The organism is Bacteroides propionicigenes (genome assembly GCF_018390535.1).
Taxonomy (GTDB): Bacteria; Bacteroidota; Bacteroidia; order Bacteroidales; family Bacteroidaceae; genus Bacteroides; species Bacteroides propionicigenes.
The window spans coordinates 1-24,688 of record NZ_JAHBBW010000006.1 but is presented as its reverse complement, the minus strand read 5'-3'; the positions used below and the strand labels follow the sequence as shown (position 1 = coordinate 24,688).

Annotated in this window: 14 protein-coding genes and 2 pseudogenes; 14 read left to right on the top strand and 2 right to left on the bottom strand. The window is 47.6% G+C overall.

Annotated elements, in window-relative coordinates:
• Window positions 1-9 precede the first annotated feature (9 nt).
• The 12 genes and pseudogenes from KG118_RS09795 to KG118_RS09740 all read left to right on the top strand — a co-directional run.
• Window positions 10-3,099 carry a golvesin C-terminal-like domain-containing protein gene (locus tag KG118_RS09795; RefSeq protein ID WP_117711627.1) on the top strand — a complete coding sequence of 1,030 codons (3,090 nt, stop codon included), beginning with the start codon at window positions 10-12 and terminating at the stop codon, window positions 3,097-3,099.
• Window positions 3,100-3,127: 28 nt separating this feature from the next.
• Window positions 3,128-5,002 (top strand): outer membrane protein assembly factor BamB family protein, encoded by a 1,875-nt coding sequence (locus KG118_RS09790; protein ID WP_117711628.1) that lies wholly within the window; start codon window positions 3,128-3,130, stop codon window positions 5,000-5,002.
• 19 nt (window positions 5,003-5,021) lie between these two features.
• The gene (locus tag KG118_RS09785) at window positions 5,022-6,488 is read left to right on the top strand and encodes a glycosyltransferase family 2 protein (protein ID WP_117711629.1); all 1,467 of its coding nucleotides are present in this window, start codon (window positions 5,022-5,024) and stop codon (window positions 6,486-6,488) included.
• A gap of 3 nt (window positions 6,489-6,491) precedes the next feature.
• Entirely contained in the window at window positions 6,492-7,424 is a 933-nt protein-coding gene (locus KG118_RS09780; protein WP_117711630.1) for a DUF4922 domain-containing protein, read from the top strand.
• A gap of 27 nt (window positions 7,425-7,451) precedes the next feature.
• The gene (locus tag KG118_RS09775) at window positions 7,452-8,774 is read left to right on the top strand and encodes a SpoIID/LytB domain-containing protein (RefSeq protein ID WP_117711703.1); all 1,323 of its coding nucleotides are present in this window, start codon (window positions 7,452-7,454) and stop codon (window positions 8,772-8,774) included.
• 26 nt (window positions 8,775-8,800) lie between these two features.
• A complete protein-coding gene (locus KG118_RS09770) occupies window positions 8,801-10,123 on the top strand; it encodes an MFS transporter (RefSeq protein WP_117711631.1) in 1,323 nt (440 codons plus the stop codon).
• Window positions 10,124-10,150: 27 nt separating this feature from the next.
• Complete coding sequence (locus tag KG118_RS09765; RefSeq protein WP_117711632.1) at window positions 10,151-11,392, top strand: exo-beta-N-acetylmuramidase NamZ family protein; 1,242 nt, start codon at window positions 10,151-10,153, stop codon at window positions 11,390-11,392.
• Window position 11,393: 1 nt separating this feature from the next.
• Window positions 11,394-14,309, top strand: a complete 2,916-nt coding sequence (locus tag KG118_RS09760) for an FAD-binding and (Fe-S)-binding domain-containing protein (protein WP_117711633.1) — start codon at window positions 11,394-11,396, stop codon at window positions 14,307-14,309.
• Window positions 14,310-14,327: 18 nt separating this feature from the next.
• Window positions 14,328-15,518 (top strand): acyltransferase family protein, encoded by a 1,191-nt coding sequence (locus KG118_RS09755; protein WP_117711634.1) that lies wholly within the window; start codon window positions 14,328-14,330, stop codon window positions 15,516-15,518.
• Window positions 15,519-15,544: 26 nt separating this feature from the next.
• Entirely contained in the window at window positions 15,545-16,387 is an 843-nt protein-coding gene (locus KG118_RS09750) for an ATPase (protein ID WP_117711635.1), read from the top strand.
• 16 nt (window positions 16,388-16,403) lie between these two features.
• Window positions 16,404-17,219 carry an N-acetylmuramic acid 6-phosphate etherase gene (gene murQ, locus KG118_RS09745; RefSeq protein WP_117711636.1) on the top strand — a complete coding sequence of 272 codons (816 nt, stop codon included), beginning with the start codon at window positions 16,404-16,406 and terminating at the stop codon, window positions 17,217-17,219.
• A 100-nt stretch (window positions 17,220-17,319) separates the two neighbouring features.
• A pseudogene (locus KG118_RS09740) lies at window positions 17,320-17,922 on the top strand (GDSL-type esterase/lipase family protein); the annotation flags it as partial.
• 87 nt (window positions 17,923-18,009) lie between these two features.
• Here the strand turns inward: KG118_RS09740 and KG118_RS09735 are convergent.
• Together KG118_RS09735 and KG118_RS09730 are read right to left on the bottom strand one after the other, a co-directional pair.
• Window positions 18,010-18,657: an FKBP-type peptidyl-prolyl cis-trans isomerase gene (locus KG118_RS09735; RefSeq protein WP_117711637.1), complete on the bottom strand. Its 648-nt coding sequence runs from the start codon at window positions 18,655-18,657 to the stop codon at window positions 18,010-18,012.
• 32 nt (window positions 18,658-18,689) lie between these two features.
• Window positions 18,690-20,231 (bottom strand): glycine--tRNA ligase, encoded by a 1,542-nt coding sequence (locus tag KG118_RS09730; RefSeq protein WP_117711638.1) that lies wholly within the window; start codon window positions 20,229-20,231, stop codon window positions 18,690-18,692.
• 527 nt (window positions 20,232-20,758) lie between these two features.
• Between KG118_RS09730 and KG118_RS09725 the strand changes: the two genes are divergently transcribed.
• Both KG118_RS09725 and KG118_RS17620 read left to right on the top strand, forming a co-directional pair.
• Entirely contained in the window at window positions 20,759-22,087 is a 1,329-nt protein-coding gene (locus KG118_RS09725; RefSeq protein ID WP_117711639.1) for a family 43 glycosylhydrolase, read from the top strand.
• Window positions 22,088-22,128: 41 nt separating this feature from the next.
• Window positions 22,129-24,315 (top strand): annotated as a pseudogene (locus tag KG118_RS17620) (cellulase N-terminal Ig-like domain-containing protein); the annotation flags it as partial.
• Window positions 24,316-24,688 lie beyond the last annotated feature (373 nt).

The following is a 24,688-nucleotide window of genomic DNA, read 5'->3' as shown; positions in this document are numbered from 1 at the left end:
TACATCATCATGAGTGTAAGACTTCACTTTTTATTTAGTATGCTCGCCGCCGCCCTCATCCCCCAGGTAGGCGGCGCGCAAGAGCTTCCGGCAGAAACCCGTCAAGAGATAGAACAGTTTCTGGACAATACCGCACGGAAGGAAATATCCGTAGGACGCATCACTATTGACTCTGTAGCCATAGAGGAAAATACTCTGAAACTTTTTGCCAACATGAACTGCTCTTATATTCCTTTCCGGGAGAATAATGTGGCGGAAATTTATCAAGGAATCAGTGCTTTGCTGCCTGCCGAATTCTCGAAATACAAATTACAGCTGCGCACCAACAAACACAGTATTGAAGAACTCATACCGCAAATATTGCGCCTGAAAAAAGACAAGAAGGCGTTGACTTTCAGCCAACAAGTGCAGCACCCTTTAGTAACCAAAGTATCCAGACCCTATACTCCAACCAACGGATTGCAAAACCGTCACATTGCTTTATGGCAAAGCCACGGTTACTACTATGAATCAAAACTCAACCGTTGGGAATGGCAACGCGCACGCATCTTCCAGACCGTAGAAGACCTGTACACACAGAGTTATGTACTACCCTACCTCGTTCCGATGCTGGAAAACGCAGGAGCTAATGTCTTGATTCCACGTGAACGTGACTGCCAGACCTCCGAAATCATTATCGACAATGACGGTTGCCTCGACACACGCTCTACATATGCAGAAAACAGTGCCGACAAGAGATGGATACAAGGCAATGGTGAAGGCTTTGCACATCTTCGCCCTCAATATACGGATTTTGAGAATCCTTTTAAAGAGGGAACATTCCGCGCCATAGAGACCATTAAGAAGGGAAAAGAAAGTGTTGCCGAATGGATTCCCGAAATTCCCCAAAGCGGACATTATGCTGTTTATGTCTCTTATCAGACTGTTTCAAACAGCAGCAATGACGCACTTTACACCATTTATCATAAAGGCGGGGTATCTCAATTCAAAGTGAACCAGCAAATGGGTGGTGGCACTTGGATTTACTTAGGAACGTTCGGTTTCGATGCCGGAAAGAATAATGCCTGTAAAGTAACCCTGAGCAACCGCTCTGTCAAAGCCGGACAAATCGTAACCGCCGATGCCGTAAAGATTGGCGGCGGCATGGGAAACATTGCCCGACGTATCTCCGAAGAAGGCGCAACAGATAATTTGAAAAGTTCCGATAAAGCCGTCAATTCATCAAACGGAACAGGAAGCGCTCCGGCAACACATCAGCCCTCCTATGTTGCCGAATACCAGAAGAGCGGGTATCCCCGCTTCTGCGAAGCAGCCCGTTACTGGATGCAATGGGCGGGTATCCCGGACAGCGTGTATTCCGACAGTAATGGTAAAAATGATTACACTGATGATTATAAGAGCCGTGGCATATGGGTGAATTACCTTGCCGGCGGTTCTGCCGTCAATCCCGCAGAGAAAGGTCTGAATATTCCGGTGGATATGGCATTCGCTTTCCACTCCGACGCCGGTACTACGCTGAATGACTCCATTATCGGAACACTCGGCATCTATCAGACTGATGCCTATAACGGCGTATTTGCCAACGGTGCATCACGCTATCTCTCACATGATTTGACAGACTTGATTCAGTCCAATATCGTACGTGACATCCGCACACTTTACGAGCCTCAATGGACACGCCGCGGCAAATGGAATCAATCCTACTACGAAGCACGTGTTCCGCGAGTTCCGACAATGCTGCTTGAACTGCTTTCCCACCAGAATTTTGCTGATATGCGCTATGGACTCGACCCGCGTTTCCGTTTTACGGTGAGCCGTGCCATCTATAAGGGAATGCTACAATTCCTTTGTTCGCAATATAAGATGGATTATATAGTACAACCTTTACCGGTGGACCATATGAGTCTGCGCATGATTGGCGAAAATGAGATTGAACTGACTTGGCAACCGGTAGCCGACTCTTTAGAGCCTACAGCCGTTGCCGAAAGATATGTCGTCTATACCCGTATCGGTGACGGAGACTTTGATAACGGTGTAGTGGTAGACAAAAACAGTTATCGGGCCACTCTTCCTGCCGGCATCGTATGCAGCTATAAAGTGACTGCCCTCAACAAAGGCGGAGAAAGTTTCCCCTCCGAGATACTTTCAGCCGGACAAGCCTTCAATAGCAAAGGCATTGTATTAATAGTCAACGGATTTGATCGCATCAGTGCACCGGCAGATTTTGTAGCTGCCGCACCGGCAGATACATTGCTTGCCGGTTTTTTAGATGAATTGGATCATGGAGTACCCTACATACAGGACATCAGTTATATAGGAAAGATGAAAGAGTACCGTCGCTCTATTCCGTGGATGGACGATGACGCATCCGGCTTCGGTGACAGTTACGGCAATTATGAAACACAGGTTATCGCCGGAAACACATTCGATTATCCAGCTCTGCATGGAGCCGCCATATTAAAAGCCGGCTATTCCTTTGTCTCCAGCAGTGACGAAGCAGTTGAAAACAAACAAATCACCCTGAACGATTATAAATATACCGACCTTATCCTTGGCAAAGAGTGCCAGACCAAAATGGGCAGGGGCGGAGTAAATCCTTTGGAGTTCAAAACATTCAGCCAACCAATGCAGGAATGTATTACAGCTTATTGTAACCAAGGCGGCAATATCTTCGTATCAGGTTCCTACGTAGGAACAGACCTGTGGGACAACCGTCTTATTCCTGCCAAAGAAGAAGACAAGAAATTTGCTATGGAAGTACTGAAATACAAATGGCGTGTGGGGCAAGCAGCCACAATGGGCAAAGTGAAGTGTGTAGCTTCCCCCTTCCCGGTTCTCTCAGGAAACTACACATATAACAATGAGCTGAGCTCAGATTCTTACATTGTGGAATCTCCTGACGCCATTGAACCGGCTACCAAAGAAGCTTATACGGTAATGCGCTATTCCGAGAATAACCTAAGCGCCGGAGTAGCCTATGAAGGAGACTATAAGACTTGCGTCTTAGGATTCCCCTTCGAGTCACTGCGTACAGCAGAAGAAAGAGAATGTCTGATGAACGCTATTCTGACATTCTTCGACAATAAAGCCAAGAAATAAAAAGAACTTATAACACCAATCATCATTTATGAATCGAAGATTATTCATCAGCGCCCTGTTTGTTTGCCTGTTACCATTTATGGTACAGGCACAACATGGGACATTCCGTTTCGCGCAATTGACGGACCTCCATCTGAGTCCGAACAATCCCAATCCGACGGAAGATCTGTTGCGCTCTGTAGCACAAATCAATGCAACCGACAGTATTGATTTCGTATTGGTAACAGGTGACCTCACTGAAGAAGGTGACCGTGCAACCATGGAAAAAGTAAAATCATGCCTTGACCTGCTGAAAGTGAAATATTACGTAGCACTGGGTAACCACGAGACCAAATGGAGCGATTCCGGCTGCACTGCTTTCGGAGAAATATTCGGTGGCGAACGATTTGATTTCGAGCATAAAGGCTTTTTGTTCTTAGGCTTCAACTCCGGTCCGCTGATGCGTATGGCCTATGGTCATGTTGTACCTCAAGACATCCGGTGGATGAAAAAGAGAATGGACCAATACAATGCCGGTAATCTCCAACTGAATAAGCCCGTGATACTTGTCACCCACTATCCGATGATAGAAGGGGATGTAGACAACTGGTACGAAGTAACGGATGCCGTACGCCCGTATAATATACGCCTATTCATCGGTGGACACTATCACCGTAATCGTAACTTACGCTATGACGGCATTCCGGGAATCCTGATGCGCAGTAACCTGCGCGACAAGGATAAAAAGCCCGGCTATGGCATTTATGAGATAACCAAAGATTCCATCCTCGTCTATACCCAACGTATCGGAGAGCCCCAAAAACAATGGGCTGCTTTCTCTCTGACAGATTCGTACTATGACCATAACGGAAAAGCCGAGAAATATCCGGATTTTTCCGTAAACAAGGAGTATTCACAGGTAAAAGAACAATGGACGGTACAAACCGGAGCAGGTATTTACTGCTCGCCGGCTGTGGAGAAAGATAAAGTATTCGTTGGTGACGACATGGGCTATCTGACAGCCTACGCTCTTAAAAACGGTAAAAAGTTATGGAGCTTCCAATCCGGGAAAAGGATAGTCGGAACGCCTGCCGTAAGTGAGGGAATTGTGGTCTTTGGCTCCGCAGACTGTAAAATATATGGTCTGAACGCCCAAAACGGTAACTTGCTGTGGACAGTAAAAGCCGCCGAACCCGTATTAGGGGCAGTAACCATAGACAATGGAGTTGCCTATATCGGTGCCAGCGACCATACATTCCGTGCCATAAACATCTATACGGGAGACGTAAAGTGGAACTTTACAAGCGTAAAGGGCTATATTGAGACTAAGCCTCTGGTAACAGAAAATAAAGTGATTTTCGGTGCATGGGACAACACCTTATATGCCTTGGACAAGGCAGACGGCAAGGAGTTATGGAAATGGACAGGCGGACTGACCCGTATGCACTTTTCTCCGGCAGCCGTATGGCCGGTAGCCACAGACGGAAAGGTATTCATTACCGATCCGCAACGTGCCATGACAGCTATTGACCTAAAAACAGGTAATACCGTGTGGCGCACTTTCCAGTCTATGGTACGGGAAACGATAGGCTTGTCTGAAGACGGAGAACGTATTTACAGCAAGACGATGAACGACAGTATCGTCTGTTATTCCGCCAAGGGCAACCAACCGTGCGAATTATGGGCATCCAACGTCGGCTTCGGCTACGAACACGCACCCTCCATGCAGGTAGAAAAAGAAGGCGTCGTATTTGGAAGCACTAAAGAAGGGCTTATCTTCGCATTGGAAGCCAAAACAGGGAAAGTATTATGGAAACACAAAATCGGAAATTCACTTATAAATACTGTGGTTCCGCTTAGTAATGACCGGGTACTATTTACCGCTACCAGTGGAGAAACCGGACTGCTGAAAATAAAAAAATAAAAAATAACACCTTATAGATATGAAGAAGATTGATTGCTTTATTCCTTACGCAGGAAAAGAACAAGCTGAAAAAACAGTACAAGGATTACAGGCTGCAGACCTCGTTGGAAACATCCATTTAGTAACGACCGACGCTACCCTTGAAACGCTACCCGGTTGTGAAGTCCTATTGGTAGATATGCCCTACAGCTGTACTACCATGAAAACCATAGCTCAAAGAGCCAATGCGGAATATACATTACTTTATACCAAAGAGACTACTCTTGAGCTGGGTATGTTCGCATTGGAACGCATGATGCACATTGCAGAAGATTCAGATGCAGGAATGGTCTATGCCGACCATTACCAGATAGCTAACGGCAAGCAAACGAATGCACCCGTCATAGACTATCAATTCGGTTCGTTGAGAGATGATTTCAACTTTGGTTCAGTGCTCCTTTTCAAAACTTCCAAACTGAAAGAAGCCGCCGACCGTCTTACATCCAATTACAACTTTGCCGGCCTCTACGACTTACGCTTGAAGTTGAGCCAAAGAGCCGACCTTGTACATATCAATGAATATCTGTACAGTGAAGTAGAAAATGATACGCGTAAGAGCGGTGAAAAGATTTTTGATTATGTTGACCCGAAGAACCGTAACCGTCAGATTGAAATGGAAGAAGCGTGTACAGAGCATCTGAAAGAAATCGGCGGCTATCTGAAACCGGAATTCAAACAGATTGAGTTTTCTGCCGGAAACTTTGAGTACGAAGCATCTGTTATCATCCCCGTACGTAACCGCATACGCACTATTCGCGATGCCATTCAATCCGTTTTAAACCAGAAAACAGACTTCAAGTTCAACCTTATCATCATTGACAATCATTCCACAGACGGTACAACTGAGGCTATTAATGAATTTAAGAATGACGAACGCCTCATCCATATTATCCCTGAACGCAACGACCTTGGTATTGGCGGCTGCTGGAATATGGGTGTACATCACCCCAAATGCGGCAAATTTGCCGTACAACTGGACAGTGACGATGTATATGCCAATGAAAACACACTGACTACAATGGTACGTGCTTTCTATGAGCAGAATTGCGCTATGGTAGTAGGTACTTACATGATGACGGATTTCAATATGAATATGATTGCCCCGGGTATCATCGACCACAAAGAATGGACGCCGGATAACGGACGGAACAATGCTCTCCGCATCAATGGTTTGGGTGCACCGCGTGCATTCTATACTCCGGTACTGCGTGAGGTGAAAGTACCTAACACAAGCTACGGCGAAGACTATGCCTTGGGATTGAATTTCTCACGCCAATACCAGATAGGCCGTGTTTATGATGTTGTCTACAACTGCCGCCGCTGGGATGACAATTCAGACGCTTCATTAGACATCGTTAAAATGAACGGACACAACTTATACAAAGACCGTATCCGCACTTGGGAATTGCAGGCACGCGTGGCAATGAACAAGAAAAACAAGAAATAATATATGAACCAGACAATACACAATCTTCTGACCGAACAACTTGCTTCTTGGGAAATGGCGCGTAACAACTACGCCGCCCTTTCCGGAGTGCAGGTGAAAGAGCTGAATGTGAACGGTATTCCTTATAAGGTACAGTTCAATCCGGCACGTATTGTATCTTCCGGAGCCAAGGTAGATGCCAAATCCATAAAAGAGCGTAAATGCTTTCTCTGCCCTGCCAACCTGCCGGCAGAACAAAGAGGCATTCCCTTTGAAGGGCATTATAATATATTGGTCAATCCGTTCCCTATATTTCCCCGTCACCTGACGGTACCGGAAACCGCCCACGTCAACCAACGCATAGCTCCCCGTTTCGGAGATATGCTGGACCTGGCACAGCATCTGACCGATTATACAATCTTTTATAACGGACCTAAATGCGGCGCATCCGCTCCCGATCATGCACATTTCCAAGCCGGAAACAAAGGCTTTATGCCCATCGAGCAAGACTGGCGCGAACAAATAGCGGGCAAAGTAGTGGATTACGGTCAGGCTACCCTTTGGTATTTGAACGACTCCCCGCGCACTACCCTTGTCATTGAGTCTGCCGACCGGAGAACAGCACTCAAACTGTTCGACATCATCTATCATTCCCTGGATATACAGCCCGATGAAGATGAACCGATGATGAACGTTCTCGCAATGTACGAAGCCGATAAATGGATTGTTTTCATCTTTCCCCGCGCCAAGCATCGCCCAGCTTGTTACACAGCAGAGGGTGATGCCAATTTGCTTAGCAGTCCCGCATCCGTTGATTTAGGCGGCGTATTCATTACGCCTGTTGAAAAAGACTTTATCAAAATAACGGTAGAGGACATTGCGCAAATATTAAGTGAGGTGTGTCTTTCACCTACAGATTTCCAGAAAGTACGGCAACGTATCAAAGAACAAATATAATATCCGTTATTCCTTAAACAGATGAATATGAAAGAGCCCAAAGTAGAAGTTGGTATATTATTCGAGTCGCAGATAGAGTTTGTCCTGTTAGCTCCTTACCGCACATCCGGCAAGGAAGTCAGCGGCAAGCAAGTTGTCACCTATGACGAAGGAAAAATCCTTTGGAACGGTCGTCAATATGACGAGTTACTATTTGAACCCCTGCAGGAATCTGCTGCGGCATTCGAATTGCTGGATGTAACTATCGGAATAAACTTTCATTGGGAACGGAAAGAAGACCAACGCTTTCAGGGCTCCTTAAAGATTATTGTGGAAAACGGCAAACTGACGGGTATCAATGTCATCCATGTCGAAGACTATCTGACCAGTGTCATTTCCAGTGAAATGAGCGCAACGGCTTCTTTGGAACTGCTGAAAGCCCATGCAGTCATTTCGCGTAGCTGGCTACTGGTACAGATACAGAAAAACAAAGAAATAGCAGAAGCGCAAACCGACTATTCCGCTTTTACCCAAACAGACGAAGAACTCATCCGTTGGTACGACCGTGAAGACCATACTCATTTCGACGTATGTGCAGACGACCATTGCCAACGCTATCAAGGTATAACCCGCGCCTCTACCGATATAGTCAGACAGGCGATAGCCGCCACTCGCGGACAGGTACTTACCTCGGAAGGCAAAATCTGCGACGCCCGTTTCTCCAAATGCTGTGGCGGCGCTTTCGAAGAATTTCAATATTGCTGGGAAGATATTAAATACCCTTATCTTGCCAAACAACGCGACTATAGAGTTGATAGTGAAAAATTACCCGACTTGACGCAAGAAGCCGAGGCTGAGCGATGGATACGTACTTCTCCCGAGGCGTTTTGTAATACCACGGATAAGAAAATCCTATCGCAGGTACTCAACAGTTACGATCAGGAAACTACAGATTTCTACCGTTGGAAAGTAGAATACACCCAAGACGAACTCTCTGCCCTCATCTTGAAACGCTCCGGCATAGACTACGGACAGATTATAGACCTTATTCCTATTGCTCGCGGCACTTCCGGACGTCTGTGGAAACTGAAGATTGTCGGTACAAAGAAAACACTGACTATCGGAAAAGAGTTGGAAATTCGTCGGACACTCTCTCCCTCACACCTTTACAGTTCCGCCTTTGTCGTGGACCGTACAGAGGTGTCGGAAGAAGGTGTACCCGGACGTTTTATCCTCACCGGAGCCGGCTGGGGACATGGCGTAGGGCTTTGCCAGATAGGCGCTGCCGTAATGGGCGAACAGGGATACGAATATGATGCTATACTGTTGCACTACTATATAGGTGCGAGCATTGATAAACTATATGACTAATCTAATAACAGAAAACAATTAATAGAATGAACAATATCAAGAAAATATCACCTTGGGCATGGGTTCCTACCTTGTATTTTGCACAAGGTATCCCCTACTTTATCGTGAACAATATCTCCGTACTGATGTTTGCCAAGATGGGCGTTCCCAATGGAGACATGGCGTTATTTACCAGTTTACTGTACTTGCCCTGGACCATCAAACCCTTCTGGAGTCCGTTTGTCGACATCATCAAAACAAAAAGATGGTGGGTTGTTTCCATGCAGATTCTGATGTCAATAGCCTTTATTTTACTGACGCTGAGTATACCGCGTCCGGATGAAGCAACCATGGCAGCCGGAACCACGTCCATCAGTATGTTCACCCTCACGCTGATATTATTTATAGTCACAGCATTCGCTTCCGCCACACACGACATTGCAGCGGACGGTTTCTATATGTTGGCGCTAAAATCGGGCGAACAAGCAGAGTTCGTCGGTATCCGAAGCACTTTCTACCGTCTTGCATCTATTTTCGGTCAAGGAGTACTCGTAGCTATTGCCGGTGCTATCGAACTGAAATACGACAATATTCCGCTATCATGGACCATCACGATGCTGGTTACAGCCGTCATGTTCAGCGCGGTAAGCCTCTACCATCTCTTTGCAATACCCAAGCCGACTTCCGACAAGTCTGTCTTGGCACCGGGAACAGCCAGCGCAAAGGCTATTTTCAAGGAGTTCGGACGTACATTCACTACTTATTTCACCAAGCCCGGCGTATTGCTTGCCATTGTATTCATGCTACTCTACCGTCTGCCTGAGGCATTCCTCATCAAAATGTGTATGCCGTTTCTTGTTGCCAACAAAGAAGCAGGAGGCTTAGGACTATCCACAGCAGAAGTAGGCATCGTATATGGTACTATCGGAGTAATATTCCTCACGTTGGGCGGTATCCTCGGCGGGGTATTCGCATCACGCATAGGGTTAAAGAAATCCATCTGGTGGATGGCGGCATGTATGACACTACCTTGCCTGACCTTCGTCTATCTTGCCATTTGCCAACCCGAAAACCGGTTTGCCATATCCACTGCCATTGCCATCGAACAATTCGGTTACGGATTCGGTTTCACAGCTTATATGCTCTATATGATGTACTTCTCCGAAGGAGAGTTCAAAACATCCCACTACGCTATTTGTACCGCATTCATGGCATTGAGTATGATGATTCCGGGCATGTTTGCGGGTTACATTCAGGAATCTATCGGATACACCAACTTCTTCTGGATGGTAATCGTGTGTTGTATCGCCACTGTGATAGTTACCGTCTTTGCAGACAGAAAGATAGACCCGGAATATGGAAAAAAGTAATTAGTGACTAATAATTAATAATCGGCTATGAAGAAGATAATGACAATCTGCCTGATTTGTATCCTTTGCGGAAGCATGGTACAGGCACAAAAAATAAGAATAAAGACCGGTATTGAAGTACTGAAAGAACAAAACTTCAAATGCCTGGAAGGTAAACGTGTAGGATTAATCACCAATCCTACCGGAGTAGACAACCATATGAAATCCACGATTGATATTCTGCACGAAGCACCGAACGTAAACCTCGTGGCCCTTTATGGTCCGGAGCATGGCGTACGCGGTGACGTGCATGCCGGCGACCACGTAACGGATATGAAAGATGCCTCCACCGGACTGCCCGTTTACTCCCTGTACGGAAGTACACGCAAAGCAACACCGGAAATGCTGAAAGACATCGATGTACTGGTGTATGATATCCAAGACATCGGCTGTCGTTCGTTCACATATATCAGCACCATGGGACTTGCCATGGAAGCCGCTGCCGAAAACGGAAAAGAGCTTATCGTACTGGACCGCCCCAATCCCGTAGGCGGACTGAAGATTGAAGGTAATCTGACGGAAGATGACTGTGTTTCTTTTGTCAGCCAATTTAAAATTCCGTACCTTTACGGACTCACTTGCGGTGAGCTGGCTTTAATGTTGAATGGAGAGAAGATGCTGAAAGAGGGCAAGCAATGCAAACTGCAGGTTGTAAAGATGAAAGGCTGGAAACGCAAAATGGACTATACACAGACCGGATTGCAATGGGTGCCTTCTTCCCCGCACATTCCGCATCCGCATTCCGCATTTTTCTATCCCGTCAGCGGTATTTTAGGCGAGCTGGGCTATATGTCCATCGGAGTAGGTTACACGATTCCGTTCCAGATGTTTGCCGCTCCATGGGTAGAGGCTGACAAGCTTGCCAAGAACTTGAATAACCTGAACGTACCGGGTGTCATTTTCCGACCGATGTACCTGAAACCTTTCTACTCCGTAGGCAAAGGAGAACTGCTGCAAGGCGTACAAGTGCATATCATGGACTTCGGCAAAGCCCCGCTCAGTGAAATACAATTCCTCGTTATGCAAGAAGTTGCCGCACTCTATCCCGACCGCGCCGTATTCGACCATGCAGACAAAGGCCGTTTCTCCATGTTCGATAAAGTAAGCGGTTCGAAGCAGATACGTGAGCGTTTCAGTAAGCGGAACCGTTGGGAAGATGTCCGGGACTATTGGTATAAGGATGTCGAGAATTTCCGTAAACTATCGAAACAATATTATTTGTATAAGTGACATGAAAAAGAGTAGCTATATGGCTTTCCTGCAGGAAGCGAGACAATTCATCCCGCAGGAAAGGATTTATACCGACGAACTCCGCCGGCTGGCTTGGGGAACTGACGCAGGATTCTACCGCCTCATCCCGCAAATCGTAATCCGTTCGGAAGGAGAAGAGGAAATCTCCCGGTTGCTGAAACTGGCTGGTTATTACAGCCTGCCCGTTACTTTCCGAGCGGCAGGAACAAGCCTGTCCGGACAAGCCATTAGTGACTCCATACTTATCGTAGCCGGCAAGCATTGGGAGAAATACAGCATATCTCCCGACCACAAGGAAATCACCCTGCAACCCGGCATTATCGGGCAACGGGTAAATAAACTGTTAGCTCCTTTCGGACGAAAATTCGCTCCGGACCCGGCTTCCGTAAAAAGCGCCATGGTAGGCGGTATTGTCATGAACAATGCTTCCGGCATGAACTGCGGCACGCACGCCAACAGTGACAAGGTGCTTCTCTCCGCCCGTATCATCCTGCCGGACGGAACACTGCTTGACACCGGAGACTGTGTCAGCCGTGCCGCATTCGAAGTGACACACCGCGATTTTATACGCCGTATTTGCACCCTTCGCGATGAAGTGCGTGCCAACGAAAAGCTGGCGGAACGCATCCGTTACAAATATTCCATTAAGAATGTAACAGGTCTTAATTTGCTTCCCTTCGTCCGCTTTGACGATCCGTTCGATATAATAACCCACCTCATGGTTGGTTCGGAAGGAACATTGGCATTCCTTTCCCAAGTAACCATGCAGACTGAGTACGACTATCCTTGCAAGGCAAGCGCCATGCTCTACTTCAAAACCATAAAAGACGCTTGCCGTGCCGTAGTAGCCATGAAGAAACTCACCGACAACAACGGCGAGTGGATTGTAAAGGGAGCGGAACTTCTGGATTGGAAGTCTTTAGCTTCAGTCAGCGACCCTATATTCCTGAAATATAGGGGAGAAGTATGTTCATCTCTCCTGCCCGGCGTAGAACCGGGAGACGAAACCGGACTGACCGCCGTGCTGACTGAAACCAAAGCCCGCAGCGCAGAAGAACTGAGACAGAATATCAGCAACATAGAATGCTGTCTCGCTGATTTCCGAACTTATACGCCCGTCCGCTTCACCGACAAACCGGAAGAATACTCACAATACTGGGCTATCCGATCCGGCATCTTCCCTTCCGTAGGCGGAACGCGGAAACCGGGAACAACGTGCCTCATCGAAGACGTAGCCTTCCATATCGAAGATTTACCCGAGGCAACCGCCGAATTGCAGCAACTCATAGCCCACCACGGCTACGAAGACGCCTGCATATACGGGCACGCACTGGAGGGGAACTACCATTTCATCCTCAACCAATCCTTCGGCAGTGACGCCGAAGTGAAACGTTACGAAGATTTGATGAATGATGTCAAGACACTGGTTGTAGACAAATACGACGGTTCTCTAAAGGCTGAGCATGGCACAGGGCGCAATATGGCTCCTTTTGTCCGTTATGAATGGGGAGACTCCGCCTACGAGGTAATGAAAGCCGTTAAAAAGCTGTTCGACCCGAAAGGTCTATTAAATCCCGGAGTTATCTTCAATAACGACCCGAAATGCCACATCAAAAACTTCAAGCCGCTTCCGCTGATACCTTTGGATACGGAGAGCCCGGCTGCCAAAGTAAACCGTTGCATTGAATGCGGATTCTGCGAAGTAAACTGTCTTTCCTGCGGTTTCACCCTTTCTTCACGGCAACGCATTGTGTTGCAAAGAGAGATTGCACGTCTTCGGCAGAATGGTGAAGCCCCCAAACGTCTCTCCCTACTGGAAAAGCAATACCGCTATCCCGGCAACCGAACCTGTGCCGGTGACGGGCTTTGCTCCATGTCCTGTCCCATGGGAATCAACACAGGCGACTTGACACATATTATTCGCCAAGAAGAAATGCCGCAAGGCTGCTTAGGATATAAGGCCGGCAATTTTGCCGCCAATCACTTTGCCGGTATCAAGAGTACCCTGCGTCCTGTATTGGGATTGGCTAACTTCGGTCACTCCGTATTAGGAACAAAAGTCATGGGCAGTATTACCAAAGGTATGCACAACGTCCTCGGTATTCCCCAGTGGACTCCTGCCATGCCAAAGCCCTATCATTTCGATGCAGCCGGCTCTCAACGTCCCACTTCCGGTCAACCGGCCAAAGTTGTTTACTTCCCCAGTTGTATCAACCAAACCATGGGTTTACCCAAGAAATCTCCCGTAGAGCAGGCATTGGTTAGCAAAATGATTGGGCTACTGCAAAAAGGCGGTTATGAGGTCATCTTCCCTAAGAATATGGAAAAACTCTGTTGCGGTACAATCTGGGAAAGCAAAGGTATGCTTGACATTGCCGACCGTAAAACAGCCGAACTGGAAACTGCCCTTTGGGAAGCCAGCGAACAAGGCAAATACCCTGTTCTATGCGACCAAAGCCCATGCCTGCACCGGATGCGTGAGAAGATTCATAAAATGAAACTTTATGAACCGGCAGAATTTATCTATACATTCTTACGCGACAGACTGGTGTTCACACCTATCGACCGTCCCGTAGCAGTCCACATCACTTGTTCCATGCGCAAAATGGGACTGGCTGACACGATTATCGCTCTGGCGCGTCTCTGTTCCACAAAGGTCGTTGTGCCGGAAGAAGTCGGTTGCTGCGGTTTTGCCGGCGACCGGGGCTTTACATATCCCGAGCTGAATGCGTATGCCCTGCGCAAGCTCCGTCCGCAGATAGAAGCAGCCGGCATCAGCATCGGCTATTCCAACAGCCGTACCTGCGAAATAGGGCTGACAACCAACTCCGGCATTCCATACGTGTCCATAGCCTACCTCGTAGACCAATGTACCGTACCTATCATCCAAAACTAACTTAACACACATAAAATTATGAGCAATCCGGTAAAAACAAACAAGCGTATTCTTGCCCTCGATATACTTCGGGGCGTCACTATTGCAGGAATGATTATGGTCAACAACCCGGGCACATGGGCACACATTTATGCACCCTTGCGCCATGCAGAATGGAACGGTCTTACCCCTACCGACCTCGTCTTCCCCTTCTTCATGTTCATCATGGGAATTTCCACATACATTTCTTTGAAGAAGTATAACTTTGAATTCAGCCGTGCCGCCGGCATGAAGATTCTCAAACGTACCATACTCATCTTCCTCATAGGTATGGCCATCGGCTGGTTCTCGAAGTTCTGTTATTACTGGACCTCCCCCACCGAAGGCATCAGCTTCGGCGCACAATTATGGGAATCCGTATGGACATTCGACCGCATCCGTATTTTGGGTGTCATGCAACGTCTGGCACTCTGTTATGGCGTTACTGCTATCATAGCTCTGACCATGAAGCATCGGAACATCCCTTACCTTATTGCCGCCTTGCTGGCAAGCTACTTCATCCTGCTGGTATGCGGCAATGGCTTTGCCTATAACGACACCAATGTCCTTTCCGTTGTAGACCGCACCATCCTCACCCCCGCACATATGTATAAGGATAACGGTATCGATCCGGAAGGTCTGTTAAGTACCATTCCTGCCATAGCCCATGTGTTGTTGGGGTTCTGCGTAGGCCGCATGATGCTTGAAGGCGGCAAAGCCGACAAAGACCGTGAAAGTATGCTCAACTCACACCTTATCAAACTGTTTTTAGCGGGCACTATCCTTACATTTGCAGGCTTCCTGCTGAGTTATGGATGCCCCATCAACAAGAAGATATGGTCGCCTACCTTTGTACTCACTACCTGCGGATTGGCTTCCAGCTTCTTGGCGCTCCTCATCTGGATTATCGACGTGAAAGGGTATAAAAAATGGAGCCTGTTCTTTGAGTCATTCGGTGTCAATCCTTTATTCATGTATGTATTGGGCGGCGTACTTGGCATCCTCTTCGGCAGCATCAGCTTTCCATGGGGAGAAGGCAGCATCAGCATACACGGATTCTTATACAAGATACTATTGATGCCGGTATTTGGTGATACCGGCGGCTCACTGGCTTATGCGCTGTTATTCGTCGGTATCAACTGGTGCATCGGCTACCAACTTTACAAACGAAAGATTTATATCAAACTATAATCGAATAACTCTAAACAACTAAAAATATGATTCTAATAGCAGACAGTGGCTCTACAAAAACCGATTGGTGTGTTGTAGAGAATGGACAACTCATCCAACAGATATTCACGAAAGGGATTAACCCTTTCTTTCAGTCGGAAGAGGAAATCAGCAATGAGATAGCAACGGCACTGTTGCCCCGGTTAACAACGAATGCGTTGAATGCTGTATATTTCTATGGTGCGGGATGCGGATTTCCCGACAAGATAGCCATGGTTCACCGGGCCATTACCAAGCATCTTCAGGTAAAAGGAGAAGTGGAAGTGAATACAGATATGCTTGCCGCAGCCCGAGGACTTTGCCAACATGACGCCGGCATTGCCTGCATCATGGGTACAGGCTCCAATTCATGCTATTATGACGGGAAACAGATTGTACGCAATGTATCTCCCTTAGGGTTCATTCTCGGGGATGAAGGCAGCGGCGCCGTATTGGGAAAATTGCTGGTGGGTAACATTCTTAAAAACCAGATGACTCCGGAACTGAAGGAAAAGTTCCTCGCACAGTTCAACCTGACACCTGCCGACATCATCGACCGTGTTTACCGCAAGCCGTTCCCCAACCGTTTCCTTGCAAGTCTCTCTCCATTCCTTGCCCAAAATCTGGATGAGCCTTGCATACGTACATTAGTGCTGGGCAGCTTCAAAGCATTCCTCAAACGCAATGTCATGCAATACGAGAATTACCACAAGAGTAAAGTGCACTTTATCGGTTCTGTAGCTTTCTACTATAAAGCAATATTGGCGGAAGCGGCTCAGGAAATGGGTGTCCAACTGGGCACTGTCATCAAAAGCCCGATGGAAGGATTAATAGAATATCATAAATCATAAAATAGCAAATCGCCTTATGTTTATAAAAATATCAGAGCAGCCCTCGCTCTACAACGACTTGGAAAAGAAGTCTGTCCGTGAAATACTGGAAGACATCAACAGAGAAGACCAAAAAGTGGCGCTTGCCATACAAAAGGCAATTCCCCAGATAGAGAAACTGGTGACACAGATTGTGCCCCGCATGAAGCAGGGGGGACGTATCTTCTATATGGGCGCCGGTACAAGCGGACGCCTCGGCGTACTCGACGCATCTGAAATACCGCCGACATTCGGTATGCCTCCTACGTTGGTTATCGGCTTGATAGCCGGTGGTGACACAGCCCTGCGCAATCCGGTGGAAAATGCGGAAGACGATACGCAACGCGGCTGGGAAGAGTTGGTGGAACGCAATATCACGGATAAAGACACCGTTATCGGCATAGCTGCCTCCGGTACTACTCCTTACGTAATCGGTGCGCTGCATGAAGCACGCGAGCATGGCATTCTTACGGCTTGCATCACGAGCAATCCCGACTCCCCTATGGCAGCGGAATCCGATGTGCCTATCGAAATGGTTGTAGGTCCGGAATACGTTACGGGCAGTTCCCGCATGAAGTCGGGCACGGGACAGAAGATGATTCTGAATATGATTACCACTTCCGTAATGATACAATTGGGACGCGTGAAAGGCAACAAAATGGTCAATATGCAGCTTAGCAACAAGAAGCTGGTAGACCGTGGAACACGTATGTTGGTTGAAGAATTAGGACTTGACTATGGAAAAGCCAAAGCCCTCTTGCTGATGCACGGTTCCGTGAAGAAAGCTGCAGATGCATATCGGGCAAAGGAATGATAATGTTATGAAAACTCTTATCAGCATCCTTTTAATTATGTCCTGCCTGCAAGCGATTGTCGCACAACCTTTGCAGACCGAAGCTGCCGGTGAACAATCCCCGCGCATTTATACAGACCATTACTACAAACGCTTTCGGCAGTTTATGGACGAACCGGCCATCGGTAATAAAGACATCGTAATGCTGGGCAACAGCCTGACGGAGAATGGCGGCAACTGGGCTGCCCGTCTTGGCAATAAGAACGTGCGCAATCGCGGCATCATCGGCGATGAAGTAATGGGGGTATACGATCGTCTCCACCAGATATTGCCGGGACATCCTGCCAAGTTGTTTCTGCTTATCGGTGTGAACGACATCTCCCATGACTTGACGAGCGACAGTATTGTCAAGATGATACGTACAACGATAGAGCGCATCCGGAAAGAATCTCCCGGCACCAGACTCTATCTGCAAAGCCTGCTTCCCATCAACGAAAACTTCGGCCGCTATAAGAAGCTGGCAGGAAAGACAAGCATGATACCCGAAATAAACAAACAGCTGAAAGCACTTGCCAAAGAGAAAGGACTGACCTACATCAACCTCTTCCCACTCTTCACGGAGAAGGGCAGTAACGTGCTGCGTGCCGACTTGACGACAGACGGACTACATCTAAAAGAAGAAGGATATAAGATTTGGGTAAAAGCCATCAAGAAGAAGATTTAGCAAAAGATACACATAAGCAACCGCTAACAAACAGAAAAGGTGATAAAGCGTATTCTTTATCACCTTTTCTGTTTGTATCAAATTCGTTTATTCAACAAGTCCTGTCAAATACACATCAAACGTCAATGATGTATAGCCCGGAATAGAACCGGATGAACTGCCGCTTGAACCGTATCCGCTTTGCCAAGGAATATACAGCATCCAGCGTTCACCTACCCGCATATACTGCAAAGTCCACGTCCATCCCGGAATAACTCCCGAAACAGTAAATTCAGACGAAGAATTGAAAACTGTGGGCCATTTGGACGAATCGGTTAAAGGCAATGATATATCGCGGTCTGTTGCTCCATAACCGTCAAAGTTACCGTCAAACTCATCACCCGTGATGAGAGTTCCATAGTAGAAAGCCTCAACAGTAGAATTATATCCGTCGAAATTAGGACGTTCTCCAGTGTTATTCTTTACAAGTTTCTTGCAATATACATACTGAGGTACTATATTCGTGCTGGTTGTCGGCACTTGTATAGCAAACAACTCACCCTCTTCCATCTTATCGGCATCTTCAGCTGTAAGCACAAGCCTGTCGCCTGTCTTCCCCTTTATAGAGTCAATAAAAGCTTCGTTGCGCGGTTGCCAATTATCATACTTACCGGCTTCCTCCACTTCTTCGCAAGCCACAAACGCACCTGCCACAAATAGCAAGAAAGGTAAAAACAAAAGGAACGGTCTCTTCATCTAATTATAAATTACGGAATTACTATTATTTCTTATTGCAGCGTCTTCAGCAAAGACGTAATGCTTACGCGGTCTGCAATGATATTGTTCAGTTCGGAGATAGCCACACGCTCTTGCTGCATCGTATCACGGTTACGCAGAGTCACGCAGTTGTCTTCCAAGGTCTGGTGGTCTACCGTCACACAGTACGGAGTACCGATAGCATCTTGGCGGCGATAACGCTTGCCGATGCTGTCTTTCTCATCATACTGGCAGTGGAAGTGGAACTTCAGGTCGTCGATAATCTCGCGGGCCTTTTCGGGCAGCCCGTCTTTCTTTACCAACGGCATAACGGCCAGTTTCACCGGAGCCAATGCTGCAGGCAACTTCAGGACAACACGCGTCTCGCCATTCTCCAACTGCTCCTCGCAATAAGAAGCTGACATGATGCTAAGGAACATACGGTCTACACCGATAGAGGTTTCGATGACGTACGGAGTGTAGCTTTCATTGGTTTCCGGGTCAAAATACTTGATGTTCTTACCGGAGAATTTCTCGTGCTGAGACAAGTCGAAGTTCGTACGGCTGTGGATACCTTCCACTTCCTTGAAGCCGAAAGGCATCAGGAACTCGATGTCGGTAGCCGCATTGGCATAGTGGGCAAGCTTGTCGTGATCGTGATAGCGATAATGGTCGTCACCAAAGCCCAGTGCCTTGTGCCATTTCAACCGGGTAGCTTTCCACGTCTTGAACCAGTCGAGTTCAGTGCCCGGTTTTACGAAGAACTGCATTTCCATCTGCTCGAACTCACGCATACGGAAGATGAACTGGCGAGCAACAATCTCATTACGGAAAGCCTTGCCGATTTGTGCGATACCGAAAGGAATCTTCATACGGCCTGTCTTCTGTACGTTCAGATAGTTCACGAAGATACCCTGAGCCGTTTCCGGGCGAAGATAAATCTTCATGGCGCCTTCCGAGGTAGAACCCATTTCGGTGGTAAACATCAGGTTGAACTGACGAACTTCCGTCCAGTTCTTTGTACCGCTGATGGGGCAAACAATTTCTTCGTCAAGGATAATCTGGCGAAGTTCGTCAAGATTGTTATCATTCAACGCTTTGGCAAAACGTTCGTGCAAAGCGTCACGCTTAGCCTGATGTTCCAGTACACGGGCATTCGTGCTGCGGAACTGCGCTTCGTCAAAAGCCTCGCCGAAACGCTTGGCGGCTTTGGCCACTTCCTTGTTTATCTTGTCGTCATATTTGGCGAGTTGGTCTTCAATCAAAACATCGGCACGATAACGCTTCTTCGAATCGCGGTTATCAATCAAAGGGTCGTTGAACGCATCTACGTGCCCGCTTGCCTTCCAGATTGTGGGGTGCATGAAGATAGCCGAATCAATGCCTACTATGTTTTCGTGCAGCAGCACCATGCTCTGCCACCAGTATTGTTTGATGTTATTTTTCAGTTCCACACCCATCTGTCCGTAGTCGTATACGGCTCCCAAGCCGTCGTAGATGTCGCTTGAAGGGAACACGAATCCGTATTCCTTGCAGTGTGATACGAGTTTCTTAAAAACGTCTTCTTGTGCCATTTTTTGTTGTATCTTAATTAATTTGAAATCTTTGTTTAGCTAAAAACGCCACAAAGATAGGGATTTATCTTATATTGTAGGACAACAGGGGTATTAATTTATGGTAATGTTTGCAACCACGGCTCATGCTACCGCCATTTCCTTCGTGGTAAATGTTCATTTGCTTCGTCACAAATACGGCAATGCTTCAGAAGTAATGTTTTTTCCCTACGTTGTTTTCTTCGTTTTCCAGCTGCGGGCCCGACGGTTTCCAGTTGCGGGCTCTCCGTCCCGCAGTTGGCAACCGGACAGCCCGCAGCTGGAAAACGAGGTTTTACTTATAGCTTGGCGGCATTATCCATCGTGCACTTCCGCATTACCAACCTGACAAACCGGGATTATGCTCACAACTCTTCCCCGCTCATATCGCAAACCGCTGTGATAAAAACCGTAGTCTTTACTTAAAAATATAAGAGTTGTATCTAAAAGTATAAGGAAAAGAAAGGGCATGCCCGTTACATTTGCAATATGTAACAATTTATAATATTATGAAAAGACTTTTCCTTCTACTCTCTGCAGCAGTTACTATCGCAAGTACGCAGGCACAAAACCCGGTTATCGGAAACCAATTTACCGCCGATCCTACGGCGCGAGTGTTCAACGGTAAGATATATATGTATCCTTCGCACGACATCCCCAGTCCCATCGACCGTCTGAAAGAATGGTTCTGTATGGCTGACTATCACGTATTCTCCTCAACCAACCTGACGGACTGGACAGACCACGGTGTCATTCTCACACAAAACGATGTACCTTGGGTACAGCCCGACTCTTACTCTATGTGGGCTCCCGACTGCGTGTACAAAGACGGAAAATACTATTTCTATTTCCCCAGTACTCCCAAAGGTGAAGGCAAACGCGGTTTCAGCATCGGTGTAGCCACTGCCGACAGCCCGGAAGGACCGTTCACACCGGAAGCCGAACCGATAAAAGGAGTATTCGGCATTGACCCCTGCGTGCTCATTGACACAGACGGAGAAGCATATATGTACTGGTCCGGACGCGGATTATCGGTTGCCAAACTGAAACCGAACATGACCGAACTCGCCTCTGAACCGATGCAAGTGCAAGGCTTGCCTTCCAAAGGCTTCAAGGAAGGCCCGTACGCATTTAAGCACAACGGCAAATATTACCTCACCTTCCCTTGGGTACAAGACAAGACCGAAACCCTGGCTTACGCCATGGGAGACAGCCCGATGGGGCCGTTTGACTTTAAAGGGATAATCATGGATGAGTCACCCTCCGGTTGCTGGACCAACCACCACTCTATTACGGAATACAACGGCCAGTGGTATCTCTTCTACCACCATAATGATTATTCTCCCAATTTCGACAAAAACCGTTCGGCACGCATCGACTCGCTTTTCTTCAATGCAGACGGCACTATCAAGAAAGTGAGACCGACACTGCGCGGCGTGGGGACAACCGATGCACGCAGCAAAATACAGATTGACCGCTACTCTGCAATAAGCCCTTATGGAGTTTCCATCGACTACTTGAACCCCTCCAATACATTCGAGGGATGGCAGACTTTATTCCACAGAGCAGACACATGGGTGGCATATAACAGAGTAGATTTCGGCAATGCACCCGTAAAACGTCTCAAAGCACGTGTGCGCTCAGAAAAAGGAGGGACGATAACCCTGCGGACTCCCGGTGACAAAGGCATGGCTATTGCCGAATTACCCATAAAGCCATCCGAGAAATGGACAGAAATCAGTACAAGCGTGCGTAATGCACCTACAGGTATGCAGGACTTGATTGTTACACAAACCGGAGGAAATCCGGTAGCCGTAGACTGGATAAGTTTTGAATAATCTGCGGCTGGTATCCTCAAATCCTTTAATATCATTACCTCATGAACAAACACCATTCATTCTCATCATTATGCTACAAAGCCGCCTCAGCAGTCGTCGGGCTATCATTGCTCAGCGCCTGCGGGCAGGGCGGCTCTCCGTCATTCACACAGGTCAATAACTTGGTGTTAAACGATTCCAGCTATTTCGAAACTCGCGGGCTGAACTATTTCGTCTTTAACAACAACTACGATGCCATGTTCGATGACTCCAAAGTCAGCGCCGTCGAGATTATTCACCATGGAGTTCGTACAGCTACCAACGGTGATGTTCGTCTCAACCCCACACCGGGACAATGGGACAAGCTGCCCAGATTTGTAAACCGCACCGTAGACAAAGAGGCTAAACGTATCGATGTGAATCTGGAATACCCCCAATACTCTTTTGCATATACATTGACCGGAGAAGCCCGTGATGGCGGTTTCTACCTCAGCATATCGACAGACAAAGCGCTACCCGACTCATTGGTTGGAGTAGCCGGACTGAATATGGAGTTCTTTCCACCCGTATTTTTTGAGCACTCCTACCTGATGGACGGCAAACCGGGACTGTTCCCCACCTCGGCAGCCGACAACATGACTGTTATCAACGGCATTGTTGAACCTACTCCAATGGCTACCGGTACTAAAATTGAAATAGCTCCCGATGCTCCGATGAAACACGTCACAATCCGTACCACATTGGAAGACAGCAAGCTAATGCTCTTTGACGGACGTGACAAACAGCAAAACGGAACTTTCGTGGTGCGCACCCTATTGCCTGCCGGCAAAACAGGTAAAATAGCCGAATGGTTCATACAAGCCGAAACCGATACCCGCTGGTTACGCACTCCTACCATCAGCTATTCGCAAGTGGGTTATCATCCTGCGCAACAGAAAATGGCCGTGATAGAATTAGACAAAAACGACAAGCCACTTTCAAACGCCACCCTCTATAAGGTGAATGCAGACGGTTCTTTGGCAACAGCCCTGTCGGGCAAGCCTACTGCATGGGGTATATACACCCGCTATAACTACCTGCAATTCGACTTCTCGCAAGTGAAAGAACCCGGTATTTATAAAATAGCTTACGGCGAACAGCTAAGCGGCCCGTTCCCTATTGATACGGATGTATATCAACGCGCTTGGTATCCTACGCTGGATGTCTTCATGCCGGTACAAATGGATCATATGTTTGTCCGTGAAGCCTATCGCGTATGGCACGGTGCAGCCCACTTGGACGATGCCCGCCAAGCACCGGTGAACTACTCGCATTGGGACGGCTGGAGACAGGGACCGAGCACAGACAACAGATTCAAGCCCGGACAACACATCCCCGGACTGAATGTAGGAGGCTGGTTTGATGCCGGAGACTTCGACATCCAAACACCTTCGCAACAGCAAACCGTACAGTCATTGGTGGATATTTGGGAAGAATTTGCCCTCACCCACGATGAAACGACCATCAATCAGAAAGCTCGTTACACCGAAATACATCTGCCTGACGGCAAACCGGATGTTTTGCAGCAAATAGAACATGGCGTATTGCAGCTCGTGGCACAAGTCAATGCTGTAGGATACGCCATTCCGGGCATCAATGAATCACATCTCTATCAATACCGCCATTTAGGTGATGCCGTGACCAAAACCGATGGTATTGTAGGCAATGAAGACGACCGTATGGCATTCACCAACCGTACCCCTGCCCTCAACTATGGTACGGCCACTGCGCTTGCCGCAGCTGCACGTGCTCTGCCCACCCTCAATCCTCCACTTGCCAAAGAAGCCTTACGCATAGCCGAATTTATCTGGAAAGACGAACACAGCCGCCAAACCGGAAAAAAAGAGAATAACGAATGCCGTGCCGCCTTTGAATTATGGCGTACCACAGGTAATGAGTTTTATAAGGCGCGGGTAGACGAGCTGCTGCCCGGCTTGACCCAACAGTTCGGCAGGAACACAAGTTTCATTATCCGCCTGTTACCGTTTATGGATGATGCTTTCAAACAACAGATGAAGCCGCAGATTGAAACATATATAGCACAACAAACCAAACTGGAAAGCAAGACTCCTTTCGGCATTGGTATCAGCTTGAGCAACTGGGCAGGCAACGGCACGATACTCCGCAATGGTATCACCAATTACCAAATCCATAAAATCTTCCCGGAACTGGTCGACCCGGAACTGGTGTTCCGTAATTTAAACTACATCTACGGTTGCCACCCCTATCATAACCGTTCATTTGTATCGGGAGTGGGTGCCCAACCCAAGAAAATAGGCTACGGCAACAACCGCGCCGATCATTCATTCATCCCCGGAGGTATAGTGCCGGGGGTTCGTCTCCTTAAACCGGACTTCCCGGAAAACCGTGACGATTACCAATTCCACTGGAGCGAGAACGAGTACGTAATTCCGCTGGCACCCGATTACATCTACTTGGTCAATGCAGTGAACAAGCTATTAAACCTCAAATCCGCAACTAAGCTCTTCAGCGTCCTTCTTGCGTCTAAACGTCCTCTCATCACTGAATTAGCAGATAAATTGAGGCTGAAATACCCACTTCTGCCCACAATATCCCCTTGCC